The 25,632-nt window shown below is 41.0% G+C and carries 23 protein-coding genes; 20 read left to right on the forward strand and 3 right to left on the reverse strand.

All coding sequences use genetic code 11. The annotated features are described in order from the left end of the window. Positions 1-12: 12 nt before the first annotated feature. From LCH52_07655 to LCH52_07670, 4 genes are read left to right on the forward strand one after another with little or no spacing between them, the layout of a single operon-like run. Entirely contained in the window at positions 13-585 is a 573-nt protein-coding gene (locus tag LCH52_07655; GenBank protein MCA0388354.1) for a hypothetical protein, read from the forward strand. Then, complete coding sequence (gene polX / locus LCH52_07660) at positions 582-2,243, forward strand: DNA polymerase/3'-5' exonuclease PolX (protein ID MCA0388355.1); 1,662 nt, start codon at positions 582-584, stop codon at positions 2,241-2,243. Before LCH52_07655 ends, polX begins: the two co-directional genes overlap by 4 nt. Next, positions 2,240-2,989 carry an enoyl-CoA hydratase/isomerase family protein gene (locus tag LCH52_07665; GenBank protein ID MCA0388356.1) on the forward strand — a complete coding sequence of 250 codons (750 nt, stop codon included), beginning with the start codon at positions 2,240-2,242 and terminating at the stop codon, positions 2,987-2,989. The genes polX and LCH52_07665 overlap by 4 nt, the downstream gene beginning before the upstream one ends. A gap of 12 nt (positions 2,990-3,001) precedes the next feature. Then, positions 3,002-3,526 (forward strand): adenine phosphoribosyltransferase, encoded by a 525-nt coding sequence (locus LCH52_07670; protein ID MCA0388357.1) that lies wholly within the window; start codon positions 3,002-3,004, stop codon positions 3,524-3,526. A gap of 82 nt (positions 3,527-3,608) precedes the next feature. On the opposite strand, the gene lat is transcribed toward LCH52_07670, so the two are convergent. After that, complete coding sequence (gene lat / locus LCH52_07675) at positions 3,609-4,952, reverse strand: L-lysine 6-transaminase (GenBank protein MCA0388358.1); 1,344 nt, start codon at positions 4,950-4,952, stop codon at positions 3,609-3,611. Between the two features lie 344 nt (positions 4,953-5,296). On the opposite strand from lat, the gene LCH52_07680 reads away from it, so the two are divergent. After that, positions 5,297-6,829 (forward strand): aldehyde dehydrogenase family protein, encoded by a 1,533-nt coding sequence (locus tag LCH52_07680; GenBank protein ID MCA0388359.1) that lies wholly within the window; start codon positions 5,297-5,299, stop codon positions 6,827-6,829. A gap of 148 nt (positions 6,830-6,977) precedes the next feature. Continuing rightward, positions 6,978-7,496, forward strand: coding sequence for a thioredoxin-dependent thiol peroxidase (bcp, locus tag LCH52_07685; GenBank protein MCA0388360.1), 519 nt, complete (start codon positions 6,978-6,980; stop codon positions 7,494-7,496). Here bcp and purB read toward each other — a convergent pair. Further along, positions 7,493-8,788 carry an adenylosuccinate lyase gene (gene purB / locus LCH52_07690; protein MCA0388361.1) on the reverse strand — a complete coding sequence of 432 codons (1,296 nt, stop codon included), beginning with the start codon at positions 8,786-8,788 and terminating at the stop codon, positions 7,493-7,495. The two genes, bcp and purB, sit on opposite strands and share 4 nt — an antisense overlap. Continuing rightward, complete coding sequence (locus tag LCH52_07695; GenBank protein ID MCA0388362.1) at positions 8,785-9,921, reverse strand: trypsin-like peptidase domain-containing protein; 1,137 nt, start codon at positions 9,919-9,921, stop codon at positions 8,785-8,787. The genes purB and LCH52_07695 overlap by 4 nt, the downstream gene beginning before the upstream one ends. Before the next feature lie 235 nt (positions 9,922-10,156). On the opposite strand from LCH52_07695, the gene nuoE reads away from it, so the two are divergent. The 14 genes from nuoE (at position 10,157) to tsaB (ending at position 25,632) form a co-directional block, all read left to right on the forward strand. Next, a complete protein-coding gene (gene nuoE / locus LCH52_07700; GenBank protein MCA0388363.1) occupies positions 10,157-10,648 on the forward strand; it encodes an NADH-quinone oxidoreductase subunit NuoE in 492 nt (163 codons plus the stop codon). Next, on the forward strand, positions 10,645-12,630 hold the full coding sequence (locus LCH52_07705) for an NADH-quinone oxidoreductase subunit NuoF (protein MCA0388364.1): 1,986 nt from the start codon (positions 10,645-10,647) through the stop codon (positions 12,628-12,630). Before nuoE ends, LCH52_07705 begins: the two co-directional genes overlap by 4 nt. A 7-nt stretch (positions 12,631-12,637) precedes the next feature. After that, positions 12,638-14,362: a [FeFe] hydrogenase, group A gene (locus tag LCH52_07710; GenBank protein MCA0388365.1), complete on the forward strand. Its 1,725-nt coding sequence runs from the start codon at positions 12,638-12,640 to the stop codon at positions 14,360-14,362. 99 nt (positions 14,363-14,461) lie between these two features. Then, entirely contained in the window at positions 14,462-16,888 is a 2,427-nt protein-coding gene (locus LCH52_07715) for a heavy metal translocating P-type ATPase metal-binding domain-containing protein (GenBank protein MCA0388366.1), read from the forward strand. Further along, positions 16,885-17,091, forward strand: a complete 207-nt coding sequence (gene ccoS, locus LCH52_07720) for a cbb3-type cytochrome oxidase assembly protein CcoS (protein ID MCA0388367.1) — start codon at positions 16,885-16,887, stop codon at positions 17,089-17,091. The genes LCH52_07715 and ccoS overlap by 4 nt, the downstream gene beginning before the upstream one ends. Next, positions 17,091-19,226, forward strand: coding sequence for a cytochrome-c oxidase, cbb3-type subunit I (gene ccoN, locus LCH52_07725; GenBank protein MCA0388368.1), 2,136 nt, complete (start codon positions 17,091-17,093; stop codon positions 19,224-19,226). Before ccoS ends, ccoN begins: the two co-directional genes overlap by 1 nt. Continuing rightward, positions 19,226-19,408, forward strand: coding sequence for a cbb3-type cytochrome c oxidase subunit 3 (locus tag LCH52_07730; GenBank protein MCA0388369.1), 183 nt, complete (start codon positions 19,226-19,228; stop codon positions 19,406-19,408). The genes ccoN and LCH52_07730 overlap by 1 nt, the downstream gene beginning before the upstream one ends. Beyond that, complete coding sequence (locus LCH52_07735) at positions 19,401-20,318, forward strand: c-type cytochrome (protein ID MCA0388370.1); 918 nt, start codon at positions 19,401-19,403, stop codon at positions 20,316-20,318. Before LCH52_07730 ends, LCH52_07735 begins: the two co-directional genes overlap by 8 nt. Positions 20,319-20,352: 34 nt before the next feature. Beyond that, positions 20,353-21,753 carry a cytochrome c oxidase accessory protein CcoG gene (gene ccoG, locus LCH52_07740; GenBank protein MCA0388371.1) on the forward strand — a complete coding sequence of 467 codons (1,401 nt, stop codon included), beginning with the start codon at positions 20,353-20,355 and terminating at the stop codon, positions 21,751-21,753. Next, positions 21,754-22,203, forward strand: a complete 450-nt coding sequence (locus LCH52_07745; GenBank protein MCA0388372.1) for a FixH family protein — start codon at positions 21,754-21,756, stop codon at positions 22,201-22,203. Positions 22,204-22,205: 2 nt separating this feature from the next. Continuing rightward, positions 22,206-22,922: a sulfite exporter TauE/SafE family protein gene (locus LCH52_07750; protein MCA0388373.1), complete on the forward strand. Its 717-nt coding sequence runs from the start codon at positions 22,206-22,208 to the stop codon at positions 22,920-22,922. Positions 22,923-22,995: 73 nt separating this feature from the next. Further along, complete coding sequence (locus tag LCH52_07755; GenBank protein MCA0388374.1) at positions 22,996-24,564, forward strand: response regulator; 1,569 nt, start codon at positions 22,996-22,998, stop codon at positions 24,562-24,564. Then, entirely contained in the window at positions 24,561-24,983 is a 423-nt protein-coding gene (gene tsaE / locus LCH52_07760; protein ID MCA0388375.1) for a tRNA (adenosine(37)-N6)-threonylcarbamoyltransferase complex ATPase subunit type 1 TsaE, read from the forward strand. The genes LCH52_07755 and tsaE overlap by 4 nt, the downstream gene beginning before the upstream one ends. Further along, positions 24,967-25,632: a tRNA (adenosine(37)-N6)-threonylcarbamoyltransferase complex dimerization subunit type 1 TsaB gene (gene tsaB, locus LCH52_07765; GenBank protein ID MCA0388376.1), complete on the forward strand. Its 666-nt coding sequence runs from the start codon at positions 24,967-24,969 to the stop codon at positions 25,630-25,632. The genes tsaE and tsaB overlap by 17 nt, the downstream gene beginning before the upstream one ends.

Here is a 25,632-nt window from a genome sequence, read left to right on the forward strand (position 1 = left end):
AAGCAGGAGTTGATGGCTAAAGTCATTTCATACCTCTTTCTCCCTCCCGTTCTCAACCTTAGCTCATTTTTTTTAATAATTAACAAGTTCGAACCGGAATCAGGGAATTCTCTTCTGATCCTCGGTTACACCTCTCTTTTTTCAGTCGTACTTCCGGTTTTGGTCTTCATTCTTTTCCTGCGCAAGGGCAAAATAGCCGATGCTGACGCGAGAAACAGAACAGAGAGGCACATCCCTTATCTTGTTTTTGCGGCGATCATTCTGGCAGGATATTTCCTGATACCCTGGGCTGGACACGCGACTGAAATAAAAATTTTATTTCTCATCTATCTTGTTAATCTTTTAACTCTCTTTTTTGTAAATTTGCTGTGGAAAATAAGTGCACATACGATGGGTGCCGGAGGACTGATGGCTGTTGTTATTTTGGCACATGGTTTCTGGGGATTGGTGGCACTTCCTGTTGTACTCGCTTTGGGTTGGGCAAGATTTGAATTGAAGTGTCACACACCCGGTCAGATCATAGCCGGTGCGTCACTTGGCGTTTTTAATACATTTATTCTTTTTAAACTAATTCCATTATTATGAATAACGACAAAGAAAACCTTTTACAAATAATTGACAGAATTACCTATCTTTTCGAACTGAAAGGTGAGAATGTTTTCAAGATTAATGCTTTTCGAAAGGCATATTCCATTCTGTCCGGTCTGCAGGAAGACCTTGCACTGATGTTCGAGTCGGGTCAAATGGCTGAATTAAAAGGAATTGGTAAAGGAATTCTTTCAGTGATTGCGGACTATTACAATATGGGTTATTCTTCGGCATTAAGAGAACTGGAAAATGAAGTTCCTCCCGGTCTGATTGAAATTAATCAGATCCGGGGTTTGGGTCCAAAAAAAGCCGTTCAGTTATACTATGATTACGGAGTTACCAGTGTTCAGGTTTTAGAGCAGTTTTGTTTGTCGGGAGAACTTGCCAAGGTCAAGGGTTTTACCGATGCAGGGGCTGAGAAATTGCTCGATCATATAAAAATGTATAAAAAGAATCAGACGCAAATCCGGCTAAATGATGCAACTCGGATTGTAGAAGAAATCGAAGAAGTACTTAAAGAGTGCTCAGGTATCGAACTTTATTCTGTGACAGGGGAATACCGCAGGAATATGGAAGTGATATCAGTTATCGAGTTCGTAATACTCACCCAGGATCAGCAAAAAGTGCTTGAACAGTTAAAGGAAAAACTTGGCTTGCCTGACCTTTCATACTCTGAAGAAACAAATTATGGCGGCAGAGTGAAAATAATGTTTCATCAGGAAATGAGCCAGCATTTTTTCTTTGATACTCTTTATGAGACTACAGGTTCGAAGGATTTTGTTGAAAAATACCGCGTGACTGAGTCAAAATCCGGCGAATTCAATTCCGAAGTTGATATTTTTCAGAAACTCGGTTTGAGCTATATTTCTCCGGAAATGAGGGAACGGGAGTATCTGCCGTTCATTGATGATTCAAGATTTTCCATTTCAACACTCGCTCTCGAGGATTTTAAGGGATGTTTCCATTTCCACACCAACTATTCAGACGGGTCGAATACCCTGAGTGAGATGGTTACAGCCGCTTCTGCACTCGGTTATGAGTATTTCGCTGTCTGTGATCACAGCAAAGCTTCTTTTCAAGCCAACGGGTTAAGAGAAGACAGGGTCTTTGTCCAAAAGGATGAAATATCAAATGTTGCCACCACACTCGGGAAGAACATTTTTCACGGAATCGAAGCAGATATTCTCAAAGATGGCAGTCTTGATTATGGAGATGAATTTTTGAATAATTTTGATTTTGTGGTTGCTTCAATTCATTCCCGTTTTTCTCTGAACAGGGAGGAGATGACCGCAAGAATTATCAGGGCAATAGAGAATCCTCACACTGATGTTCTTGGGCATCCAAGCGGCAGGATTTTGCTGGAACGACCCGAGTATGAAGCAGACTATGAAAAAATTATCGATGCATGTCTTGCCAACGGGGTGGCGATAGAAATAAATGCTTCAGCCTATCGTCTCGATATGGATTGGAGAAGGCTGTTCATCGCGAGAGACAAAGGATGCAATTTTAGTATTAATCCTGATGCCCATTCCACTTCACAATTGTCAAGCGTGATGTACGGAATTAAAATTGCAAAGAAAGCCGGAATGCAAAAGGATGAAATCATAAATTGCTACTCACTGGAAAAATTTAAAGAGTTCATCGGGAGAAAATGATGGTTGATTTGAGGATCGAGAACGAGACTGCAATTGTTTCATTAAACAGACCCGAAAAAAGAAATGCCCTTTCACCCGGACTTATTAGAGAATTTATTGACATTTTCCGTAGTTGTGAAACTGACAGTTCCGTTAAGTCAATTATTGTTACGGGTTCCGGAAAGGCATTTTCTGCCGGGGCAGATTTGGCATATCTCCAGCAATTGCAAAACAATTCAATACTGGAAAACGATAAAGATTCTGAACTGATTTCCGGGATGATCCTTGCTGTTTACGAATGTGACAAGCCCGTTGTTGGCGCAGTCAACGGTCCTGCCATTGCAGGAGGGTGCGGACTTGCAACTGCATGCGATTTTATTATCGCAGACAGAACAAACTGCATGATGGGATACAGTGAGGTAAAGATTGGATTCCTCCCTGCAATTGTATCTTTTCTCCTTCTGAGAAGACTTCCGGAGTTCAAGGCAAGACAGCTTCTGATCTCGGCTGAAATCCTGAATGCAGACAGAGCTCTGGAAACCGGCTTAATAGATCAGATTTCGGATGATGTGATGAAAGATGCCATCGAATTATGCTCCAAACTGAATAAAAATTCTACAGACAGCATTGCTCTAACCAAGAGATTGATCAGGGAAACATCCTCACTGAACTACAAAAATTCCGTAAAACTTTCTCAAAAGTATAATGTTATTAGCAGATCAACCGAGGAATTCAAATCAGGAATCGACAAGTTTCTTAACAAATGAACAGGTATTAATATGGATTTAAAAGCCACAATCCGCAGTATCAAAGACTTCCCAAAACCCGGGATAATGTTCCGGGACATAACCACTTTGCTTGAAAATCCCTTGGCACTTAACTATTCCGCTGAAGAGATTTATAACAGGGTGAAACATCTTGGCATAACCAAAGTAGCCGGAATAGAGTCAAGAGGTTTTATTTTGGGTGGAATTGTTGCCTCCCTCTTAAATGCGGGATTTGTCCTTATCAGAAAGCCGGGAAAACTTCCTTCAGCAAAGTATTCGGAAGATTATTCGCTCGAATATGGTACAGATTCGATTGAGATGCATGTTGACTCGATCAAAAAAGGGGACAGAGTGCTGCTTCATGATGATCTTCTTGCCACGGGTGGTACTGCCGCAGCAGCAATAAAACTGATCGAAAAAGCCGGTGGTGAGGTTGTTTCGATTCAATTTATTATAGAGCTTACTTTTCTGCCCGGCAGGGAAAAGCTTACAGGATACGATGTTGACAGCCTTGTAGCTTATGAAGATGAGAATTAACCCGGCGATTATTTAAAACTGAAACGGCTCCCTTTCGGGAGCCGTGCAGTGCAAGTAGTTTAAAGGTATATACAACTTTATGTTATTTGACTAGGGAATTTAACACTTCTCTGATAATTTTGCAACCCTTTAATAAATCATCACTCTGAATGATCAGAGGTGTTCTGAAGCGAACACTTCTTTCACCACAGGAAAGAATCATTAGTTTTTCTTTCCAGCATCTCGAGATGAATTCATTTCTTGTTGCTTTATCAGGCATGTCAAAAGCACACATCAAACCTCTTCCTCTAACTCCGGAAACCAGAGCGGGGAATTCAGTTTGCATATCGTTCAGTTCCGAAAGCAGCAGATCTCCCATGATAGCAGAGTTCTGAACTAAACCTTCCTCATGAATCACTTGAAGGATTTTGGCAGCTCTAACCATATCGGTCAGATTTCCACCCCAGGTTGAGTTGATTCGTGAAGAAACTTTAAACACATTATCCGGCTCTTCATTTACGCGGTCACTAACCATAATTCCACAAACTTGCATTTTTTTACCGAATGAGATGATGTCTGGCATTACGAAGTGCTCGGATGCCCACATTTTACCTGTCAATCCAACTCCTGTCTGGACTTCATCAAACATAAGCATGATATCATTTTCATCGGCAATTTCTCTCAGTTTCAAAAGAAATTCCTTTCTGAAATGATTGTCACCACCCTCTGCCTGTATTGGTTCAATGATTATAACCGCAATATCGTCAGGATACTGTTTGATGGCGGAATAGATCTGAGCTATTGCCTCATTCTCGGCGTCAATAACCTCCTGAAGGTTATCCTTTAACGGGAATATAATTTTTGGGTTGAGAACACGGGGCCAGTCAAATTTAGGGTATAAATTCACCTTGTTCGGGTCGGTGTTCGTAAGAGACATCGTGTACCCTGTTCGTCCGTGAAATGCCTCTTTGAAATGAAGGACTTTATGTCCCTTTTCTTCTTTGTATCCTTTTCTAAAGTTCTTGCGAACTTTCCAGTCGAAGGCAACTTTTAATCCGTTTTCAACAGCTACGGCACCACCTTCAACAAAGAACAGGTATTTGAAATGATCAGGCATTACATATTTGCTGATGGTATCGACAAGTTCCGCCTTAAAAACAGTATAAATGTCACTGTTTGAAGGTTTATTCAGAGCTGCCCATGCCAATTTTTCACGAAACTCAGGATTGTTGAGTTTAGGGTGATTCATCCCCAAAGCCGAGGATGCAAAAAATGAGAAGAAATCCAGATACTCGTCACCGGTTCTCTCATCAACCATATAGCAGCCGTGGCTTTTTTTAATATCGAGTACAAAATCGTATCCATCAGCGAGAATATGCTTGTGGAGAATTGGAAAAACATCATTTGCAGTAACATTATGTTCACTGAAAGTTGCTGTATTATTCATAGAACACCTCCCGTAAGGAAATTTATCTGAAAGAAAAGCGTATGTAAAAAAAAGGATTTGTAAAGTCTGGGGGGAGTGTGCTTAAAACACTGATTCGAATTTGGAGACAAAATAGCTGCGGAGGAGCCGGGGGCTAAATGACTCGTTGAAAGGACGACAAGGGTAAATTAAATTGTTTAATCTCATACCTTAATATAATCAATTTCAATGAGAGAATAAATTACAGTTTGTTGATCTTTTAAGTTTTTTTGTACAGTAACTCAGCCCAAAAAGAAAAACGAAATTCCATTTATCTATTATCCATATATTTCGGTGATACATTTATTAATTTCTCGGGAGAAAAAATGGATTTCCTAAAAACACTTGGAATCGAAGAAATAAATTATGGTTCGTGCACCGGTCGCGAATGGAAGAAAACTGAAAATGCCGGAAAACTTGAGATATATTCACCAGGATCAGGTGAGAAGATAGCCTCCGTTTATCAGGCTTCAGAGTCTGATTACGAAGAGATTATTCAGAAAGCTTCTGAGGCTTTTATTTACTGGCGTGATGTACCGGCTCCTAAAAGAGGAGAGATTGTCAGACAGATAGGTGATGAACTCCGTAAATATAAAGATCCGCTTGGAAGACTCGTTTCGTATGAGATGGGTAAATCCCTGCAGGAAGGCTGGGGTGAAGTTCAGGAGATGATCGATATTTGTGATTTCGCAGTAGGTCTGTCAAGACAGCTTTACGGACTCTCCATGCATTCCGAGAGACCCGATCACAGAATGTATGAACAATGGCATCCCCTCGGAATCGTATGCACTATTTCGGCATTTAATTTTCCTGTAGCGGTATGGTCGTGGAACGCAATGATAGCTGCGGTTTGCGGTGATGTTAATTTGTGGAAACCAAGCTCGAAAGTCCCGTTGGCTGCGGTCGCAGTACAGAAAATTGTTGCCAGAGTGCTTGAAGTCAACAACATACCTGAAGGCGTTTTCTCTCTTATTGTTGGTAAAGGTTCAACCATTGGAGAAAGAATCCTTAATGACAAAAGAATTCCGCTCATATCTTTAACAGGATCGACCCGTGTCGGGAAACATGCAAATTCCGTAATAGCAGGCAGATTCGGAAAGGCGATCATGGAGCTCGGCGGTAACAACGCTATCATTCTTACTCCGGATGCAGATCTTCAACTGGCAGTACCTGCCATCGTGTTTGGAGCGGTAGGAACAGCCGGACAGAGATGTACTTCCACACGCCGTCTGATTATCCATGATAGTATTTACGACAAGATTAAAGATACGCTCGTAAAAGCCTACGGATCACTTAAAATCGGAAATCCTCTTGATATTGCTAACCATGTGGGTCCACTCATCGATAAAGGTGCGGTAGCTGATTTTTCCAAGGCAATCGAAGAAGTAAAAAAATCGGGTGGAAAAGTTCTCTATGGCGGAGAAGTACTTTCCGGTGAAGGTTATGAATCAGGCTGCTATGTGAAACCGGCAATATGTGAAGTTGAAAACAGCTATCCGATTGTTCAGGAAGAAACTTTTGCACCAATTCTGTATCTGATTAAGTACAGTGGTGATGTAAAAGAAGCCATAGCCATTCAAAACGATGTGGTGCAGGGACTCTCTTCTGCAATATTCTCATTGAATATGAGAGAAACAGAAGAATTCCTCTCTGCCCGCGGTTCTGACTGTGGAATCGCAAATGTGAATATCGGAACTTCAGGTGCCGAGATCGGTGGTGCCTTCGGTGGCGAAAAAGAAACCGGAGGGGGCAGAGAATCAGGATCTGATTCATGGCGTGCTTATATGAGAAGACAAACGAATACCATCAACTTCTCAACGAAAATACCACTCGCTCAGGGAATCAAGTTCGATCTTTGATTAAGTATCTCGCTTAAGCATTAAGCCTAATATTCTTAAGCTGCCCGAGAATAAGTCCGGGCAGCTTTTTTGTTTTAAATCCGGAGAGGAAAAAATAACCGGAACACTCTCAGGATTGTGATTGTTTATTATGAAAAAAGGAGATACGATGAATAATTTAAAAATATTTTTTCTGTTTGTATCCGGTTTGTTACTTGCTTCTTGTGGCGGGACTGCCGAGAATATCAAACCAGGAATGTCAGCACCTCAATTTTCATTGAGTGATCAAAACGGAGTAACAGTCTCACTTTCCGATTTCAAAGGAAAGAGCCCTGTAGTTCTCTATTTTTATCCAAAAGCGGGCACACCCGGTTGCACAAAACAGGCATGCGGAATAAGAGATAACTTCAAGAAGTTTGAGGAGAACGGAATAAAGGTTCTGGGTATAAGTGTTGACGATACCAAAAGTCTGAAAGAATTTGAAACTGAACAAAAGCTCAATTTTACACTTCTCTCAGACTCGGATAAAAAAACAAGTGAAGCCTACGGGGTTTTGAATAAACTTGGCATGTCCAGCCGAATCACATTTATTATCGACAAATCAGGTAACATCGCGCATATCTTGAGAGATGTCGATGTATCCAGCCATGCAGAAACCGTTTTCAATCTTTCGAAAAAGCTTATTTAGCCAAGAGTCCTGTTGAAAATATAGTCGATATTTCGCATTGAATTTGTTAGATCAAATATTGCATCGAACCTCGTCGGATCAATATTTTGAACCACTTTTTCGTTTTTAAGGAGTTCTTCCTTCAGATTTAGTGAGGTATCACGCCAGACTCTCATTGCCGCATCCTGAACCGTTGCATACGATTCTTCCCGTGACATTCCCGATTCGGTTAAAGCGAGCAGGACTTTCTGAGAATAAATCAGTCCACGGGTGAGATGGATGTTTCTCATCATGTTCTCAGGGTAAATAATAAGTTTTGTGACAAGGTCAATCGATTTTTGTAACATGTAATCGATAAGTATTGTGGCATCGGGAAAAACCACCCGTTCAACTGATGAGTGTGAGATATCCCTTTCATGCCAAAGGGCAATATTTTCGATGGCAGGGGAGACATAGGAACGCATCAGCCTCGCCATACCTGTAATCCTCTCACAGATGATCGGATTTCTTTTATGTGGCATTGCGGATGAGCCTTTTTGCCCTTTTCCAAAGTATTCCTCAGCTTCAAGAACTTCTGTTTTTTGCAGGTGTCTTATCTCGGTAGCAATTTTTTCGAGGGTACCTCCGATTATACCGAGCACAGACAGATAAAAAGCATGACGGTCTCTTTGAATGACCTGAGTGGAAACCGGCTCCGGTTTTAGCCCAAGTTTTTCACAAACGAATTCTTCAACAACTGGTGAAAGGTGATCGAAAGTGCCCACTGCTCCGGAAATCTGTCCTGTTGAAATTTCATCAATCGCCTTCGTAAACCTCTCCCGGTTTCTTTTCATCTCATCGTACCACTGAGCAAATTTCAAACCCATTGTAGTAACCTCGGCATGTATTCCATGCGTTCTGCCGATGCATAATGTGTTTTTATGCTCAACTGCTCTCGTTTTCAGAGCATTCGTGAGAAGATCGATCTTCTTTAAAATGATGCCCGATGCTTCCTTGATCTGCACCGAAAGAGCTGTATCCAAAACATCCGAAGAGGTCATTCCATAATGCAGGTGCCTGCTCGCAGGTCCAATATTTTCATTAACATTGGTGAGAAATGCTATAACATCATGTTGGGTTGTGAGTTCAATTTCACTGATTCGCTCAACTGAAAACGAGGCTTTCTCCTTTATTACCGCAAGATCTTCCTTAGGTACTTCACCTGTGCCGACTCTTGCTTCTGTAGCCAGGATTTCGATTTTGAGCCATGTTTCATATTTAAATTGATCGCTCCAGATTTTTCCCATTTCCGGAAGAGTATATCTGTCGATCATTTTCTTTTCTCCAGTTCCATTTCAAGTTTTAAATTCTTTTCATCGCGAAGAACGGAGAATGTAACATTCTGTCCTGTTCTGTATTCCTGCAAAGCACCGAGAAGAGTGTTCCGGTTGCTGATCTTGAAATCTCCGAGTGCAAGTATTACATCACCATTCTTGAATCCGGCTTTCTCTGCCGGTGAATTTTTCATAACGCTGTTTACGATCACTCCTCTGGAGTTGGGAAGCTTGAAGTAAGCTGCAATTTTTTCATCTATATCCTGAACTCCAAGGCCTGTGAAGAAATTTCTGTCGATTTCGCCTTTAACTTTAAGTTCATCCACGATCTTCTTTACTTTATTTATCGGAATGGCAAATCCGAGACCGATACTTCCTTTTCCACTGCCGGTCGAGTAAATTATAGTATTCATTCCAATTACATCACCCAAAGAATTAACCAGTGGTCCACCACTGTTTCCACCATTGATGGCTGCATCGGTCTGAATCATATTAAGATAAAAACGATCTTCAACAGGTTCAAGATTCATTCCGGTTGCTGAAATTACGCCAACAGTAACTGTGGGTTTGTCGTTAACATCAAACAGACCGAAAGGATTGCCGAGTGCAATCGACCATTCTCCGATAATTATATCAGATGAATTCCCAAGCTTTAGAAAGGGAAGTTTGTTCTCTTCAATTTTCAGCAGACAAACATCCGAGACTTTATCTGTCCCGATAACTTTGGCGTCGAAGTGTCTGCCGTCAGTCAAGGTGACAGTTATTTTTTTTGCATTTCCAGCAACATGATCATTTGTAAGAATGTAACCGTCTGCTGAAATCAAAAAGCCGGAACCTAGACCTTTTACTTCCTGCGAATAGCTTTGGTCACCAAAAAACTGTTGAAAGAAAGGATCATTGAAAAAAGGATTAAAGAACGGGTTATTTACCTGTCGAACTTCTGTGACATTGATTCCGACGATGGCAGGGGAGATTTTTGCCACGGTTCGCGTGATTATATTTTCTCTCTCGGAAGAGATGGAATTCGAATTCTCATAAATTGATTTACCCGATGAATTGTCACCATTTAGCAAAAATATTGCCGACGAAACGGCGATTACCGCAATGACTGTAAGAACCGGTCTGCTCTTCAACACAAATACCTCCATCTGTTTAATTTTCAACTGTACAAAAATAAAAAAACGGCACTTTCAAAAAGGGTCATTTATTAAAAACCGGAATTCTAACTTGTTAGAACTATTTCTCTAACAAATGAGAATTGTGTCTTATAAGCAAAAAGCGTGCCAATACGAATGTGAATGAATTTGTGACCTGTTTTTAATCGGCACGATTATTGCTTAATTTCAGTGTATCATTAAGGAAATTGCAATGGCAAATCATATAATTGAAAATTACCCAAAGAACGACAGAAGTATCTTAATACCACTTCTGCAGGATATCCAGGATGAACACGGTTATCTGCCCGAAGATGTATTAACGGAAGCAGCCAAACATATCGGAATGCCTTTAAGCTCGATATATGGCGTTGCTACATTTTATAATCAGTTTCGTTTAACCCCGCTCGGCAAAAATATCGTCAGAGTGTGCAGAGGAACTGCTTGCCATGTAAAAAATTCTGCAAACATTTTATTCGGACTTGAATCTGCTCTCAACATTAAAGCCGGTCAAACAACCCGTGACAAGAATTTTACTCTTGAGGTGGTCAGTTGCATCGGTGCGTGTTCAATAGCTCCGGTAATATGCATCAACGATGATTATTATGGCAGAATTAGTGTAAAAGAAATTGATAAGATTCTCAAAAAATACCAGCCGGTTACCCCCAGATCATCATCGATTAAAACAGAGGAGACAGTAAAATGAACAGTTTTATCGAAAAATGTTGTTCGGAGTGCTGGCATTCACCTGAAAAACAGTGTCAGCATTTCGTACAGTGCTGTACTGAAGGACCACTCTGTCACCACAGCGAAGAGTGTACAAATGAAATTAAATCGTTCAACAACCGGCTTCTCTTCAAGGAGCATGAGGTACCTGTAATATTTATTGGTGCCGGAACCTGTGGACTTGCAGCCGGTGCGGCCAAAGTTGAAGAGGCTATAAAAGCTGAACTTGTGAAACAAAACATTGAAGCTCAAATTGTCAGAACCGGATGCATCGGTTACTGTGCAAAAGAACCAATAGTTGATATAAAACTTCCAAACGGTGAAAGAATTGCGTACTCGGAGGTTACTCCCAAACTGGCAGCAAAACTGATTCAGACCACAATTGTGGAAGGTGGAATTCTGCAGGATAATCTTCTCGGAAGTCATGAAAGAAAATCGGAAGTATGCGCATCAATGCACGACACACCTTTCTTCAGACATCAAAAGAAAATTGTTCTGGAGAATTGCGGTGTAATTAACCCCGATTCGATTGACACATACATCGCCAGCGGTGGTTTTAAAGCAATTAACAAGGCTTTAAAGTTGATGAAACCGGAAGAAGTTGTGCAGGAAATTCTGGATTCCGGACTCAGAGGCAGAGGTGGTGCAGGATTTCCAACCGGTAAAAAATGGGAATTCGCACTAAAACAGAAATCTGAGACAAAATACATCATTTGTAATGCCGACGAAGGTGATCCCGGTGCTTTCATGGACAGATCAGTGCTCGAAAGTGACCCGTTTAAGCTCATTGAAGGTATGATGGTTGCCGCATATGCCATCGGTGCAAGTTCAGGATATATCTACTGCAGAGCTGAGTATCCTCTGGCAATATCGAGATTGACCCATTGTATCCATGAATGTGAACGGTATGGTTTACTTGGTGACAACATCCTTAACAGTGGATTCAACTTCAGACTGAAAATTAAAAAGGGTGCCGGTGCATTTGTTTGTGGAGAGGAAACCGCCCTTATTGCTTCAATTGAAGGAAAAAGAGGAATGCCAAAGCCAAGACCTCCATTTCCTGTGGTATCAGGTCTTTGGGGCAAACCGACTGTGATAAACAATGTCGAGACACTTTCAAATGTCTCCGCCATTATAGCCAGAGGTGCAGAGTGGTTCTCAAGTGTTGGTACGGATAAAAGTAAAGGCACAAAAGTTTTCGCTCTCTCAGGTAAAATCGTAAACACAGGACTCGTTGAAATACCCATGGGAATTACACTCGAGGAAGTGGTTTTCAGCATTGGTGGCGGAATTCCTTACAACAAGAAATTCAAAGCCGTTCAGATAGGTGGACCTTCGGGCGGTTGTTTGCCGATGAGTGTCATAAAAACCCAGGTTGATTATGAATCACTGAAAGAAGTCGGTGCAATGATGGGTTCGGGCGGTTTCGTTGTGATGGATGAGGACACTTGTATGGTGGATATCGCCAGATTCTTCCTCAACTTCATTCAAAATGAATCGTGCGGCAAATGCGTTCCCTGCAGAGAGGGTACAAAGAGGATGCTTGAGATTATCGAGAGAATCCCGGTTGCCTACAAGGATGGAGCTGATAAATATGATCAGTTGCAGAGATTCAAAGGCATCATCGGATTGAAAAGACTGGCTGATGTAATCCGGGACACCTCATTATGCGGACTCGGGCAGTCGGCTCCCAATCCAATTCTTTCCGGTTTGCAATACTTCAAAGAAGAGTATGAAGAGCATCTCTTCGACAGAAAATGCCGTTCCGGAGTTTGTAAAGAACTTCTGACCTTTACAATCGACAATACTCTATGCTCGGGTTGCGGTCTCTGTAAGAGAAAATGCGGTACCGAGGCAATAGTAGGGCAGAAGGGCGAAGGGCACTACATTTTACAGGATAAATGTATTAAATGTGGAATGTGTCTCGAAACCTGCAGATTCTGTGCAATTAATGTAAACTGAGCCGGAGATTAAAATGGTAGAATTAACAATAAATAATTTAAAAGTTAAAGCCGAAGAAGGAATGACTATTCTTGATGCGGCAAAGTCTGTAGGTGTATCGATACCTACATTGTGTTACATTAAAAATTTGTTTCCAACAGGTGCCTGCAGAATGTGCGTGGTCGAAGTCTCCGGACAACGGAACCTGCTTCCTTCATGTGCATACCCTGTAGCGGAAGGGATGGTTGTTGAGACCAACTCGCCTCGGGTAAGAAGAGCCAGAAAGACGATCGTCGAGCTTCTCGTTGAGAATCATCCACAGGACTGCCTGATTTGTGTTCGTAATAAAAATTGTGAACTTCAGGACCTCTCCGAAAGATATGCTGTACGGGAACACAGATTCGCCGGTGACAAGAGGAAACATGTTGTGGATATCTCAAGTCCTTCCTTGGAGAGGGATCCTGCAAAGTGTATTCTTTGCGGCAGATGCGTTCGAGTATGTAACGAAGTTCAAAAAGTTGGTGCCATTGATTTCTCTGGAAGGGGATTTGGCAGCATCGTGACAACTCCTTATAATAAAGGATTAAATGTAAGCGATTGTATCCTCTGCGGGCAGTGTATCCTTGCATGTCCTACAGCGGCACTTCGGGAAAGAAGTTCCACGAAAATTGTAAGTACAGCACTTGGAAACAAGAATAAATTTGTCATAGCACAGATTGCTCCTGCAGTGAGAGCCACACTCGGTGAGGAATTCCACATGCCGGCAGGTACTGATGTTACAGGAAAACTCGTGAGTGGTTTAAGAAGGCTTGGGTTCAAGAAAGTGTTCGATACAAATTTCGCTGCTGATTTGACAATCATCGAAGAAGCAAACGAACTTGTATCGAGGGTCCAGAACAACCAGCCTCTTCCAATGTTCACGAGTTGCTGCCCGGGTTGGGTTAAGTTCGCTGAAATGAACTACCCTGAAATTATACCGAATCTCTCGAGTTGTAAATCGCCTCATGAGATGGAAGGTGCCGTTTTGAAAAGCTACTACGCCAAGAAGATGGGCATCAACCCGAGAGACATATTTGTGGTTTCAATTATGCCGTGTACGGTGAAGAAATTCGAATCCGAGAGACCCGAGCTTTCACATGATGCACTGCATGATGTCGATTCTGTTCTTACAACAAGAGAGCTTGTTCGTTTCTTCAATATGGCAGGTATCGATTTTTCCGATTTGCCGGATGAAGAATTTGACAATCCACTTGGTGAATCGACCGGAGCTGCAGCAATTTTCGGCACGAGCGGTGGTGTTATGGAAGCTGCGATAAGAACTGCATACTTCAATATTACTGGTGAAAATCTTGACAATGTGGAAGTTGACCAGATTCGTGGCATGGAAGGTGTAAAGTCAGCCACTCTTAAAATGGGTGATCTTGAAGTGAAAGTTGCCGTTGTCAATGGAATCGGAAATGTCAGACCTCTTATTGATGAGATAATTGCCGGCACATCGCCATATCACTTTATTGAAGTGATGGCTTGTCCGGGTGGTTGTATCAACGGAGGCGGGCAGCCTATCCATCAAAATCTCGATAATGTTATGAAAAGAGTTCGTGCATTGTATGAAATAGACAAACAGAGTGTAACAAGAAGATCACATGACAACGAATCAGTAAAGAAGCTCTATAAGGAGTTCCTGCGTGAACCCGGAAGTCATACGGCTCATACATTGCTTCATACACATTACCATGACAGGACAGTTAAGTAAATCAGACTAATTAGGCTGAAATCAAATAAAAATTGCTTATAATTTAAATACAATTTTTATTTTTTTTGTAACTCCAAATCGTGGAGTCGTTGACGAAGAATGCCTGAAATAGTCGATTTACGAGAAGATTTGATCTGTTTTCATTGTGGTGAAAAGTGTGAAGACGGATCAATCTCTATTGAAGACAAATCATTTTGTTGTGAAGGTTGCAAACTGGTTTACCAGGTGCTTGAGGAGAACAATCTCTGCACCTACTACAATCTGAATGCAACTCCCGGATCATCAAAACGGGAGAAGGTGGCAGGGAAACGATATGACTACCTCGATGATCCTGAAATTTCTGAAAAGCTGATCGAATTTGGAAACGATCAGCTTTTCAAACTTTCCTTTTTAGTTCCCTCAATACATTGCAGTTCCTGCATCTGGCTTCTCGAAAATCTGTACAAACTTGACGACCGGATTCTCGAGTCCCGGGTTGATTTCCCCGCTAAAAAAGTATTTATCAAAGCAAAACCGGCCATAAAGATAAGTGAAATTGTATCTGTTATGGATTCGATCGGGTATGAACCGAGACTCAGTCTCGATGAACTCGACCGGAAGGATACAAAATCGTTTAACAAATCGCTTTATTTAAAACTTGGCATTGCCGGATTCGCCTTTGGGAATATCATGATGTTGAGTTTTCCGGAATACTTGTCAATAAAGGACAGTGTGGAATCATTTGGAGTTTTATTTCAATTAATCATGGTCGCACTTTCACTCCCTGTACTCTTTTACAGCAGTTCAGATTATTTCATATCAGCGTGGAAAGGGATCAGGAAAAAATATATTAATATCGATTTTCCTCTTTCAATCGGAATAATTGCTCTTTGGGGAAGGAGTATCTATGAAATATTTTGGGGTTCGGGTGAGAGTTATATGGATTCCTTTGCGGGTCTGATATTTTTTCTGTTGATTGGAAAAGTCTTTCAGAATAAAACTTACGAGTATTTTAATTTTGAGAGAAATTACAAATCTTATTTCCCGATATCGATTACAAGGAAGTCAAAGGAAGGCATTGAGGAAGTGGTGCCACTTTCCAGAATTTCGGTGAAAGACAGAATATTAATTCGAAATAATGAAATAATTCCAGCCGACTCAATTCTTCTTACGGGAACCGGAAATATTGATTATAGTTTTGTGACGGGTGAAAGTCTTCCACAATTCAGAAAACCGGGTGATAAAGTCTTTGCGGGTGGCAAACAAATTGGTGGTGTGATTGAGTTGGAAGTTTACAAGCAGGTGTCACAAAGCTACCTCACAAGACTTTGGAATGATTTTATTGTTTCCAAGAATCGAGAAAACGGGCTCATAAATTTTTCAAATATAGTAAGCAAGTACTTTACACTGGCAATTTTATTGCTCGCAGTCCTTGGCGGTATTCTTTGGTATAATTCGGGTTTGGCTCAGGTTTTGTCTGTAATCACCTCGGTTTTAATCGTTGCCTGTCCTTGTGCACTGGCACTTTCTGCCCCTTTTGCACTTGGAAACACTCTCAGACTGCTTGGAAGAAATAAATTTTACCTGAAAAGTGTGAATGTAGTCGAGGATCTTGGTTCGATCGATACAATCGTTTTCGATAAGACCGGCACTCTTACAGAGAATCAGGAGATTGGCATAGTATTTGAGGGAGATAATTTGTCAGATTACGAGAGGTCGCTCGTAAAGTCTGCCTTAAAGAATTCACTTCATCCATTAAGTAAAATAATTTACCGTTCTTTGGTGCAAACTAAAGAGCTGCCCGTTGAATCATTTGAAGAAATCCCGGGAAAGGGAGGTTCGGCAAAAATTGAATCAAAAATTGTGGTTTTTGGTTCTTCAGGTTTTTTGAAATTAAGCGGATGGGACAGCAAAACAAACATTGAAGTTGGAGCTGAAGGGAGCAGAGTCTATTTGAGTATTGATTCTGTGAACAAAGGCTTTTTCAGGGTAACTAATAAATACCGCAATGGCATTGCTGATATTATTAAGGAAATCGGAAAGAAAAAAGAGATTTTCATTCTGTCAGGTGACAATTCAAGCGAACGGGAAAATTTAATTAAACTAACAAAGCCCGAGAATGTAATCTTCAACTGTTCACCGTCAGACAAAATGAATTTTATCGGGAAACTTCAGTCCGGGAACAGAAAAATATTAATGATAGGGGACGGATTAAATGATGCTGCCGCTTTGAGTAAAGCCGATGTAGGAGTTTCATTGTCAGATGATCTGATGAATTTCACTCCCGCAAGTGATTCATTACTCCACGGAAGTGCTTTGCACAAACTCTCTGCCTTCATTAAACAATCGGTCTCGACCATGAATGTGGTTAAAATGAGTTTTGTAATGTCAACAATTTATAATATAATAGGTGTCACCGTTGCTTTAAGCGGTGAACTTTCACCATTATTTGCTGCAATCCTTATGCCTGTCAGTTCTATTTCTGTTGTGGTGTTTACTACCATGGGAACCCTGTATACGGCAAAAAAACACGGACTTGAGGTATGAGCGCATTCTACATTCTTATAGGTGCGAGTCTTGTTGTTGCAACAGGTTTCCTCGTTGCCTTTTTGTGGGCAGTAAAGAGCGGGCAAATGGACGACAGATACACCCCTTCGGTTCGGATGTTATTTGAGGACGAGCCAAAAGTTTTAAAAAGTCAAAATGATTCTTCACAATTAAATGACCAGGAGAAAAAGGAGCACAATTAATGCAAGTTGAAAAATTCAGTTATGACAATAAGATTGTCAAGTACTTTGCTCTGGCAACCACCGTTTGGGGTGTTGTTGGTATGCTTGTCGGACTTCTTATCGCATTGCAGTTGTTCATTCCGTCACTAAGTCTGAATCTGCCGTTCCTGACTTTCGGCAGACTGAGACCGCTGCATACAAACGCAGTTATTTTTGCGTTTGTCGGAAATGGTTTATTCATGGGTGTCTACTACTCGCTTCAACGATTGTTGAAGGCGAGGATGTTCAACGACATTCTTAGTTATGCACACTTCTGGGGGTGGCAGCTAATAATTGTTCTGGCTGCAGTTACACTTCCATTAGGTTTCACATCAAGCAAAGAATATGCGGAGTTGGAATGGCCAATTGATATACTTATTGCCGTTGTTTGGGTTATTTTCGGTGTAAATATGATCGGTACGATCATAAAAAGACGCGAAAAACACATGTATGTTGCGGTATGGTTTTATATAGCAACATTTGTTACAGTTGCAGTGCTTCATATAGTGAATTCATTCGAAATACCTGTCAGTTTCTTAAAGAGCTATTCACTTTATGCCGGTGTCCAGGATGCACTGGTTCAGTGGTGGTACGGTCATAATGCAGTTGCATTCTTCCTGACCACTCCTTATCTTGGTATAATGTATTACTTCATGCCAAAGGCAGCGAACAGACCGGTATATTCCTACAGGTTGTCAATTATCCATTTCTGGGCATTGATTTTTCTGTACATTTGGGCAGGACCACATCACCTGCTCTACAGTGCACTTCCTGACTGGGCTCAGTCACTCGGGACTGTGTTCTCTGTTATGCTGATTGCTCCATCATGGGGTGGTATGATAAATGGACTGTTGACACTTCGTGGTGCATGGGACAAGGTGAGAGAAGACCCCGTATTGAAATTTATGGTCGTGGCTATCACAGCTTATGGTATGTCCACCTTTGAAGGACCAATGCTTTCTCTCAAAAATCTGAATGCTTTGGCACATTTTACCGACTGGATTATCGCACATGTGCATATCGGTGCTTTGGGATGGAACGGTTTCCTTACATTTGGAATGCTGTACTATCTGGTGCCAAAGTTGTGGAGAACAAATCTTTACTCAAAAAAACTCGCCAATTATCATTTCTGGCTCGGTTTCCTCGGTATTGTTTTTTATGCTTCATCGATGTACTGGAGTGCACTTACTCAGGGTTTGATGTGGAAACAATTTACTCCACAAGGGATTTTGCAATATCCTAATTTCCTTGAGACAACGATCCAGATTATTCCGATGTATATCATCAGAGCCTTTGGCGGGTTGCTCTACTTCATCAGTTTGTTTATTATGATTTATAACCTGATGAAGACTGCGAAACAAGGACAGTTCCTTGCTGAAGAAGAAGCTGAAGCTGCTCCTTTGGAGAAAAAGGCGGAGAAATTCAACAAAAAAGCACCTCACACCTGGATCGAAAGTCGTCCAATACAGTTTACACTGTTAGCTACAGTAGCGATACTTATTGGTGGTATAGTGGAATTTGTGCCTGCGTTTTTGGTTAAGTCAAATATACCAACCATTGCATCTGTAAAACCCTACACCCCACTTGAACTTGAGGGGAGGGACCTTTATATCCGAGAAGGATGTGTCGGTTGCCACAGTCAATTGGTGAGACCTTTCAGATCTGAAACAGAACGCTATGGTGAATATTCGAAAGCTGGAGAATTCGTTTACGATCATCCATTTTTGTGGGGTTCGAAAAGAACAGGTCCGGACCTTCACAGAGAAGGCGGGAAATATCCCAATTTATGGCATTATCACCACATGATAGAGCCAACAAGGATGTCACCGGGATCCATTATGCCACCATATCCCTGGCTTGAGACTAATGTGCTCGATGTTTCCTCGACTGCTGACAAAATTACAGCTCTTAGAAGAGTAGGAGTTCCATATCCGGAAGGATTTGAGAGCACTGCACTTCAGAATCTTGAAGCACAGGCAAAGGAAATTTCAAAAGATTTGTTGAAAAACGGTGTGATAATCGATCACGACAGGGAACTTGTAGCATTGATTGCCTATCTTCAGAGGTTGGGCAAGGACATCAAAGCTGTTCCGGCAGCTACAAATCAGGTTAAATAATGTATAAAGATGTTCTTTCATCAATTGATGGCATCACGATATTCCCGATAATAGGGCTTGTAATCTTCGTTTCATTTTTCTCTTTCATGATATTTCATGTAGTCAAAATGCCAAAAACGAAGATAGATGAGCTTGAAAAAATTCCCCTTGACGAAAAGAATTTAGAGGAAAAAAATGTTTAAAAAAATTAATTACAGATTTGGATCGACTGTGAAAAGCAAGCAGTTCATCTTTTTGAGTTTCGTGCTTTCGCTTATCCTGTTGCAGAGCAATGCAATTGCAGCAGAAGGCACGGGTTTTGATGCTGAAACATACATCAATACCGGATTCCTGATTTTCTTCATTTATGTAATTGTAATGACCATCATCTTTTTGATTGGTCAAAACAAAAAGCCTGAAGAAGAAAAGGAAATGATCAAAAAACTTGACAGAATGATAAACGATGCAAAACCTTTGGAGGAAGAGGAAGCACTCCTTCTCGAACACAATTACGATGGCATCAGAGAGCTGGACAACAATCTGCCCCCTTGGTGGAAGTATATGTTCTATGCGACAATAGTTTTCTCTGTTGTTTACATGGGTTATTATCATTTATCAAGTGGTCCTTCGTCAGCAGCAGAATATGAAAACGAAGTGCGTCAGGCACAACTGGCTCTCGCTGCATCACAGGGACAATCAACTGTTAATGCCGATAATGTCAAGCTTCTGACAGATGCAGCCTCACTTGCAAAAGGCAAGGATATTTTTGATAAAAACTGCGCATCCTGCCATGGAACAAAAGGTGAAGGTCTGGTCGGTCCCAACCTGACAGACGATTACTGGATACACGGTGGCTCTGTTAAAGAGGTTTACATTGTTCTCGTAAATGGTGTCCTCGCAAAAGGCATGCCATCATGGAGGGCACAATTTAGCTCACAAGACCTTGAAGCGACAGCCAGCTATATTAAGAGCCTGAAGGGCACCAATCCTCCGAATGCCAAAGAACCTCAGGGTGATCTTGTTAAAGAGACTGCCCCTGCCGATTCGGCAAAAGGAGACGGTGCAAAGAAGGACAGTGTTAAAAACGACAAAAAGAACGAAGTTAAAAAATAGTTTCAAATTTTATTTTGAAACGGATTGATGTGTTATGAACGAAGAAGAAGTTATCGATCAGTCGTTCAGGGATTCGATTGGTACGATTAAAAAAGATGGTAAAAGAAACTGGATATTTCCTAAACGACCCTCGGGATGGTACTACAATGCACGGAGTGTAGTCAGTATCTTTCTCCTGGCATTTCTGTTTGGGATGCCTTTCATAGAAGTGAATGGACAGCCGTTTCTGTTATTTAATGTCTTCGAGAGAAAATTTATCATATTTGGTATTTTTTTCGGGCCCTATGATTTTCACATTTTTCTTCTTTCGTTCATAGCACTGATCATTTTTGTTATACTGTTCACAGCGATTTACGGCAGGATCTTTTGCGGGTGGGTATGTCCGCAAACTATCTTCATGGAACTTGTATTCAGAAAAATTGAGTATCTAATTGATGGTGATTACAGGGATCAAAGGCGACTAAAGGCTGCACCCTGGACCGGAAATAAAATATTCAAAAGGGTACTTAAGTATTCTGTTTTTCTCGGTATATCATATCTGATTGCCCATACATTTATGGCTTATCTGGTTGGATTGGATGAGGTCACACAAATTGTAACATCTCCTCCCTCCGAGAGACCCGGTGGCTTTATAGCAATGAATGTCTTCACTGGACTCTTTTTCTTCGTTTTTTCGTGGTTCCGGGAGCAGGCTTGTTTGATAGTCTGTCCTTACGGAAGACTGCAGGGGGTTCTGCTCGATAAAAACTCTCTTGCTGTAACCTATGATTTTGTCAGGGGAGAACCTCGCGGTAAAATTCGTAAAGATCAGGTTAGAACTGAAGGAGATTGCATTGACTGTAAACTCTGTGTCGATGTTTGTCCTACCGGAATCGACATCCGAAACGGGATTCAGTTGGAATGCGTAAACTGTACAGCTTGTATGGATGCTTGCGACGAAGTCATGACGAAGATAAAGAAACCGAAAGGACTCATTAGACTGGATTCACTGAATGGCGTGGAGACCGGAAAAAAGTTCAGTTTTTCGCTGCGGGTTGGAATTTATTCTGCAATTCTGGTTATTCTAATTTCAATTATCTCGGTTTTAATGGCTAACAGGAAGGATGTTGAAGTTAACATTTTAAGAACCCCGGGTATGTTGTTTCAGGAACAGCCGAACAATAAAATAAGCAACATCTACAATTTTCATGTGATCAACAAAACTTTTTACGATATGAATATCGAACTAAAAGTGAAAGGAATACCGGCAACTATTAAGATTCTCGGATCTGAACCTAAAGTTAAACAGCTCGAGGTTTATGAAGGAAGATTTATGCTCGTGGTTGATCAAAAGGATTTAAAAGCTGTGAATACAAAAATAGATATTGCAGTTATTGAGAATGGAAGAGAAATTGATACGATAAAGACTTCGTTTTTGGGAAAGGTTAATGAATAATTGAAAAAGAAATTGAATTGGGGGCATGGCATTGCGATAACTCTGGGGGCATTCCTTCTGCTGAATTTGATTGTAATTGTCTTTGTCTTCAGGCAGGATGTACAGCTTGTAACTGATAACTATTATGAAAAAGAGTTGAAATACGAAGATGATATCGTGATGATGCGCAATGCGCTAAATTTGCCCGATTCACTGAAAATAAACTTAAATAATGTGACTCTTGAGATATTCTATCCCGCATCCTTGCGAAAAAATGATGTGAAAGGGAACATCCACTTGTACAGACCTGATCAGAAGAAGTTTGACTATAATATAGCTGTGAAATATGACTCGACCGGGTTTCAGACGATCAACATGGCAGGGAAAGCTCCCGGTAAATGGAAAATCTCAATCCTGGTGAACGATGGCAGTAAAGATTATTTGTTTAAAGAAGATTTATTCCTGAGGTAATCATGTTTATTCTGTCCGGTTTTGTTTTAGGTTTTTTAGGAAGTCTTCACTGCATTGGAATGTGCGGTCCGATTGTGCTTGCGATCAGCAGTGCAAAACATGAGATGTATGAGATGGTATTGCAGAGAGTTCTCTATCATCTTGGTAAAGCCTTTACTTATGCTGTGATGGGTGCGCTTTTTGGTGTGCTCGGAAATCATATACAACTATCTGGTCTGCAGCAAATCGCCTCAATCATCATCGGGTCTTTGATAGTTCTCTGGATAATTCTGCCAAAATCCTTCAAAACGGCAGTTACAAGTTTGCCACCATTCAAACAATACAATGAACAGATCAAAAACCTTCTCTCAAAAGTTCTAAGTTCAGGCAACTCAAAGCCTTTTTTCGTGATTGGTGTCGTAAACGGATTTCTCCCGTGCGGACTTGTTTATGCCGGTCTGGCGGGAGCGATAGCCACAGGAAATGCGTTTGATGGCTCGCTTTATATGTTTCTCTTTGGAATGGGCACCATGCCTGCGCTTTTTGCTTTTTCATTTCTGCCAACACTTCGGAAATACCTGCCGAAAATTAACTCCAGGAAAATAATTCCAGCCGTATCACTCGTTCTGGGGATTATCTTCATCCTTAGAGGGTTAAACCTTGGGATACCTTTTATAAGTCCAAAATTTGAGCACAAACCGCAAACTGAAGAGTTGAGTCAACCTGACTGCTGTCATTAGTAACATCTTTTTGGTATCAAATTATCGGTTGTTTTGCTTAATTTTGAACAACTAAACAGAAATATTTAAGACTATGAAGCAAAAGACCATTCTTTGGGTGGACGACGAGATTGAACTCCTTCGTTCACATGTAATTTTCCTCACAGAAAAAGGGTATAATGTTCTTACTGTCACCAACGGGATTGACGCACTCGAAACCATAGAAGAGAGTGAAGTGGATCTCGTATTCCTCGATGAAATGATGCCCGGAATGGGAGGACTTGAGGTGTTGGGACGGATCAAGGACAAAGACCCCAATATTCCTGTAGTGATGATCACAAAGAATGAAGAAGAATCTGTGATGGTAGATGCCATCGGCAGTAAAATTGATGACTACCTCACAAAGCCTGTTAACCCTAGCCAGGTTCTCCTTGTATGCAAAAAAATCCTCGAGAAAAAGAAAATTTCAACAGAATATGTTGCCAAAGATTACCTCCAGGATTTCAACCAGATTTCATTTCTCCTTCTGAATCAACCCGATCACCAAGACTGGATAGAAATCTACCTTAAATTGGTGAACTGGGATATCGAGCTCGATTCTCACCCACAAATCGGACTTCGTCAGACACTGAATGAGCAGAAAAAAGAATGCAACAAGGAATTCAGCAGATATATCGAAAAGAACTATAAAAGCTGGGTTCAGGCTAAGAACAAGGCGGACAGACCCGTTCTTACAGTAGATATAGTTAATGATTATGTTCTTCCCGCACTAAAAGAGGACAATGTTCCTGTCTTTTTCTTCGTAATTGATTGTCTCAGATACGATCAATGGCTTGTAATGGAAAAGCTTTTGACCGATGATTTCAAAATCGATAAAACCTTTTATTATGGTATTTTACCTACTGCCACTTCATACTCGAGAAATGCTCTTTTTGCAGGTTTGTATCCCTCGGAGATAGAACAGTATTATCCTGATCTTTGGTATGGGGATGACGAGGATGAGACTTCCATGAATAAATATGAGAAAGATCTGCTTCAGTTACAACTCGACAGAAAAAAAATACACCTCCGAAGCGATCTCAAGTTTGTAAAGGTGATTGATCCGGAGTACGGACGAAACTTTGAACATAACATAAAATCGTACCATAACAGTCACCTGAGTGCAGTCGTTATAAATTTTCTGGACATGATTGCACACGGAAGGTCTGATTCCGACCTCCTGAAGGAAATTGCACCTGATGAACCGGCTTACAGGTCGCTGACCAACAGTTGGTTTTCTCACTCCTACCTGATTTCCACTTTCAAGGCGATTGCTGCAATGGGTAAGGCGAAAGTGGTTATAACCACTGATCATGGCAGCATAAGAGCTCTGAGAGGTGCAAAAGTACTTGGAGACAGGGAAGCGTCATCAAATCTTCGCTTTAAGTACGGCAGAAACCTTAAAGTTGATGATAAGCATGCTGTCTTCATTAAAGACCCGGCAGATTACAAACTACCGAGAAGAGGAATTACAGTCAACTATATCATCGCCAAAGAAGACTATTATTTTGTTTACCCGACTGATTATCATAAATATCTCAGTTACTATAAAGACACTTTTCAACATGGCGGCATTTCACTTGAGGAGATGATTATTCCTGTAATCACGATGGAGCCTAAATGATTGAAACGACTGTCGTTCGCTCTGAAAATGAGATGACGGATCTCGCGGAAAAGTTATTTAAGAGCTTAAAGGGAGGCGCGATCGTCACATTAAACGGTAATCTGGGTGCCGGTAAAACCTTTTTTGTGAAGGCGTTTTGCAGGGCTGCGGGTGTCCCGTTATCTTCAAGTCCGACTTTCGCAATCGTAAACTCCTATGAGGGGAAGTTCAGAATTTATCATTTTGACTTTTACCGGATAAAAAAAACCGCTGAATTGCACGATATTGGTCTTGAGGAATATCTTGCTGATGAAAATGCTGTTTCATTTATTGAATGGGCAGACCTTTTTCCTGAGGTGCTCCCACACAAAAAAATAAATATTCTCATTAAAATATCGGAAGACGATTCGAGAGAGGTCATCATTGAATATCCTTGGTAAACCGGTTCTTGGAATTGAAACCACCGGTTCAGTCTGTAGTGTTTGTGTTTATGAAAGCGAAAAGAAGAATCTGACCATCTCTCTGAATCTGGATAAGGCACATTCGCGAAAGATTCTTTCCCTTATTGATTTTGCAGTAGATTCTTTTAATATTACTCCTGTTGATCTTGGCGGAATATGTGTTTCGGAGGGTCCCGGTTCGTTTACAGGGCTTCGTCTCGGATTTGCAGCTGCAAAAGGGATTGCTTACGGTGCAGGTATCGGAATCATAAAAGTCCCAACATTTAAAAGCCTTGCTGAAGAACTATCCATGACTATGAGTCCGGGGAGCAGAGGCTTAATTGTTACCAAAGCCGCCCTCGAGGAATCTTATGTCTACGGGTTTGAAGCACAATCCGGTTATTTCAACGAACTCTTCGAACTTTCGTTGATTGAGAACAATGTTGTAAATTCGCTTGTCAGTAAATGGGATTTTTCGAAAGTTTTTTCAAATGTAAAACTGGATCAAATAGAGATTGTGGAAAAAACTTCCCCCGAAGCATTGTCGGTTGTCAGGTACGCAAAAAGAAGAACTGACTTTAAGTTTGATTATGATGTTGATTTTATAGAACCCCGTTACTTTAAAAATTTTATAGTGAAAGTTAAATAA

The organism is Bacteroidota bacterium (genome assembly GCA_020161395.1).
Lineage (GTDB): Bacteria > Bacteroidota > Ignavibacteria > Ignavibacteriales > Ignavibacteriaceae > UTCHB3.

Bases quoted from the DNA above. Each gene is read 5' to 3' on its own strand.
- LCH52_07705 (MCA0388364.1), top strand. From the start codon at position 10,645: ATGAACAGTTTTATCGAAAAATGTTGTTCGGAGTGCTGGCATTCACCT.
- LCH52_07730 (MCA0388369.1), top strand. From the start codon at position 19,226: ATGTATAAAGATGTTCTTTCATCAATTGATGGCATCACGATATTCCCG.
- ccoG (MCA0388371.1), top strand. From the start codon at position 20,353: ATGAACGAAGAAGAAGTTATCGATCAGTCGTTCAGGGATTCGATTGGT.
- LCH52_07670 (MCA0388357.1), top strand. From the start codon at position 3,002: ATGGATTTAAAAGCCACAATCCGCAGTATCAAAGACTTCCCAAAACCC.
- lat (MCA0388358.1), bottom strand. From the start codon at position 4,952: ATGAATAATACAGCAACTTTCAGTGAACATAATGTTACTGCAAATGAT.
- LCH52_07755 (MCA0388374.1), top strand. From the start codon at position 22,996: ATGAAGCAAAAGACCATTCTTTGGGTGGACGACGAGATTGAACTCCTT.
- ccoS (MCA0388367.1), top strand. From the start codon at position 16,885: ATGAGCGCATTCTACATTCTTATAGGTGCGAGTCTTGTTGTTGCAACA.
- tsaE (MCA0388375.1), top strand. From the start codon at position 24,561: ATGATTGAAACGACTGTCGTTCGCTCTGAAAATGAGATGACGGATCTC.
- LCH52_07735 (MCA0388370.1), top strand. From the start codon at position 19,401: ATGTTTAAAAAAATTAATTACAGATTTGGATCGACTGTGAAAAGCAAG.
- LCH52_07665 (MCA0388356.1), top strand. From the start codon at position 2,240: ATGATGGTTGATTTGAGGATCGAGAACGAGACTGCAATTGTTTCATTA.
- bcp (MCA0388360.1), top strand. From the start codon at position 6,978: ATGAATAATTTAAAAATATTTTTTCTGTTTGTATCCGGTTTGTTACTT.
- purB (MCA0388361.1), bottom strand. From the start codon at position 8,788: ATGATCGACAGATATACTCTTCCGGAAATGGGAAAAATCTGGAGCGAT.
- LCH52_07655 (MCA0388354.1), top strand. From the start codon at position 13: ATGGCTAAAGTCATTTCATACCTCTTTCTCCCTCCCGTTCTCAACCTT.
- LCH52_07715 (MCA0388366.1), top strand. From the start codon at position 14,462: ATGCCTGAAATAGTCGATTTACGAGAAGATTTGATCTGTTTTCATTGT.
- LCH52_07750 (MCA0388373.1), top strand. From the start codon at position 22,206: ATGTTTATTCTGTCCGGTTTTGTTTTAGGTTTTTTAGGAAGTCTTCAC.
- polX (MCA0388355.1), top strand. From the start codon at position 582: ATGAATAACGACAAAGAAAACCTTTTACAAATAATTGACAGAATTACC.
- LCH52_07680 (MCA0388359.1), top strand. From the start codon at position 5,297: ATGGATTTCCTAAAAACACTTGGAATCGAAGAAATAAATTATGGTTCG.
- ccoN (MCA0388368.1), top strand. From the start codon at position 17,091: ATGCAAGTTGAAAAATTCAGTTATGACAATAAGATTGTCAAGTACTTT.
- nuoE (MCA0388363.1), top strand. From the start codon at position 10,157: ATGGCAAATCATATAATTGAAAATTACCCAAAGAACGACAGAAGTATC.